Origin of the sequence: Janthinobacterium sp. SUN211 (genome assembly GCF_030587315.1) — a bacterium.
Lineage (GTDB): Bacteria > Pseudomonadota > Gammaproteobacteria > Burkholderiales > Burkholderiaceae_D > Janthinobacterium > Janthinobacterium kumbetense.
Map to the genome: position 1 here is coordinate 1 of NZ_JAPWIC010000027.1, position 1,281 is coordinate 1,281.

Annotated in this window: 1 protein-coding gene; it reads left to right on the forward strand. The window is 66.3% G+C overall.

The window, feature by feature from the left end; translation table 11 throughout:
- A partial coding sequence (locus O3301_RS28580; protein WP_305058159.1) for a condensation domain-containing protein occupies nucleotides 1-1,281 on the forward strand: 1,281 nt, incomplete at both ends.

A 1,281-nucleotide genomic window follows, 5' to 3' on the forward strand; every position in this document is an offset into this window, starting at 1 on the left:
GCTCCAGCTTGCCCTGCAGGCCAGTCTGCCGGCCTACATGGTGCCATCCGTGTGGGTGACGCTCGATACGCTGCCGCTGAACCCGAACGGCAAGGTCGACCGCAAGGCGCTGCCTGCGCCGGATGCAAGCCTGTCGCAGCAGCAGTACGTAGCGCCACAGACCGAGACCGAAATAGAGCTCTCCGCGATCTGGGCGGGCCTGCTGAACCAGGAAGTCGGCAAGATTGGCGCGACAGCGAACTTCTTCGCGCTGGGCGGTCATTCGCTGCTGGCGGTACGTCTGTTGGCGGAAGTGCGCCACGTGCTCGGTGTCGAGCTGGGAATCAAGGACTTGTTCGCCAACGGTTCGTTGGCGGCGCTCGCGGCAGCCATTGACTGCGGCACAGGCGCGTTCACGCGCCCGCAGGTGACGGCGCAGGCGCGCGGCAGCGAATCTATTCCCCTGTCGTTCGCGCAGCAGCGCCTGTGGTTCCTGGACCGGCTTGACGGCGGCAGCTCGCACTACAACATGCCGTCCGCCCTGCGCGTGACGGGCCGCTTTGACGTCGCCGTCGCCGAGCAGGCGTTCCGGCGCATCATTGAACGGCATGAGCCGCTGCGCACCGTCTTCGCCAGTGAAGGCGAGCAGCTGTGGCAAGTGATCCGGGAGCAGGTGGAGTTTGGCATCAAAATAAGAGACCTGACGTCGCTCGATCCCGGCGCGCGGGAACTGGCCGCGCGGCAGTTGGCGCTGGCCGATGCCGAAACGCCGTTCAATCTGGTGCGCGACGTGATGCTGCGCGCCAGCTTCGTCCGCCTGGGCGAGGAGGCGGGCGTGCTGCTGTTTAATATGCACCACATTGCCTCGGACGGCTGGTCGATGGGCCTGCTGGTTAGGGAGTTCCTGGACCAGTACCAGGCGCTGCGTAGCGGTGCTGCCAACCCCCACGGCCCGCTGGCAATCCGGTATGCCGACTATGCGCAATGGCAGCGCGAGTGGCTGGCCGGCCCGGTGTTGGAAGATCAGCTTGGATACTGGAGCCAGCAGTTGGCTAGCCTGCCACCGGTGCACGGCCTGCCGCTGGACCGGGCACGCCCGGCGCACCAAAGCTTCCGTGGCGCGCAGCACCGCTTCACGATGGATACTGCCACGTGCCAAGGTTTGAAGAAGGTCGCACGGGACCAGCAGGCCACGCTGTTCATGGTGCTGCACGCCGCGCTGAGCGTGCTGCTGGCGCGGCACGGCAACAGCAGCGACATCGTGATCGGCACGCCGGTGGCCAACCGGCTGCAGAAGGAGCT